Origin of the sequence: Curtobacterium sp. MCBA15_013, from assembly GCF_001865095.1 — a bacterium.
Classification (GTDB): Bacteria; Actinomycetota; Actinomycetes; order Actinomycetales; family Microbacteriaceae; genus Curtobacterium.
Genome location: NZ_MJGQ01000020.1, coordinates 1,477 through 2,533, shown reverse-complemented (window position 1 = coordinate 2,533; position 1,057 = coordinate 1,477). Strand labels below are relative to the sequence as shown.

General features: G+C 69.8%; 2 protein-coding genes. One reads left to right on the top strand and one right to left on the bottom strand.

Annotated elements, in window-relative coordinates:
* On the bottom strand, window positions 1–317 hold a 317-nt coding region (locus BIV01_RS11790), incomplete at its 3' end, for a Gfo/Idh/MocA family oxidoreductase (protein ID WP_175473703.1).
* Between the two features lie 183 nt (window positions 318–500).
* On the opposite strand from BIV01_RS11790, the gene BIV01_RS19790 reads away from it, so the two are divergent.
* Window positions 501–1,057 (top strand): extracellular solute-binding protein (locus tag BIV01_RS19790; RefSeq protein ID WP_175473701.1); only part of this gene is annotated, 557 nt, incomplete at its 3' end.

The following is a 1,057-nucleotide window of genomic DNA, read 5'->3' as shown; positions in this document are numbered from 1 at the left end:
GCCGCGAGGACGAGGGCCGCGTGCCCGGTGTGGACCGTCGAGACGTAGACGGCGTCGACGCGCGGGTCGGCGAGTACCTCGTCGTAGGTGGCCGCGGCGACGTCGGCGAACCCGTGCTCGGCCGCCTCGGCAGCGAACGCTCCCGCTCGCTCCGCCGACGAGCTGCCAGCCGCGACGAGGGTGGCCCCGACGCCGCTCGAGGGCAGCTGGGAGAGGAAACGGCGGGCGATCCCACCGGGGCCGAGGACGGCCCAGCCGGGGGTGTCGTGCCCCGTCGAGGAGGTGCTGCTGGCGGTGGTCGCGGTCTGCGCTGACATGCGGATCCCTATCGTGTCGTGAACCTTCACGGTCCCGACGACCGTACCCGTCCGTCTCTGCACCTGCAACGATGCAGATGCTTGACACGGCGTGTCGGCCGGGGCATGCTCTGACCACTTCGTGAGCGTTCACGGTCGAGCGCTCAACGGTTCCGCATCTCAACGACGAGAGCAGGCACTCCAGTGACAGCAGCAACGCACAGTCTCAGCCGGCGGGGGTTCCTCGCCGGCGCAGGCGCCCTCGGCGCACTCGCCACCACGGCCCTCCTCGCCGGGTGTTCCACCGGCACCGCGATCTCCAAGGACCCGGACGAACTCGTCCTCTGGTACTGGAACCGGTCCCTCGACCCGAAGTTCCTGAAGCAGGCGGCCGGGGGCATCAGCGGCCACGAACCGATGCGGCTGCGGCCGGACCTCATCGGCGGGGCGTCGTACGACACCAAGTTCCGGACCGCCCTCGCCGGGAACGCGTTCATCCCCGACGTCCTCATGGTGAACTCGAACTGCTGGCTCTACTTCCCCGACGAGGACCTCTTCACCGACTTCGATCCCTCCGCCACCGAGAAGTCCGCCTACTACGACTGGAAGCTCTCGCTCGGCCGGACCCCGTCCGGGCGGCAGTGCTTCTGGCCCGTCGACACCGGCCCCACCGGCTTCTTCTACAACCAGGACGTCCTGCAGAAGGCCGACCTCCCCACCGACCCGGACGAGGTGAGCGCGGCGATCCAGACCTGGGCGGA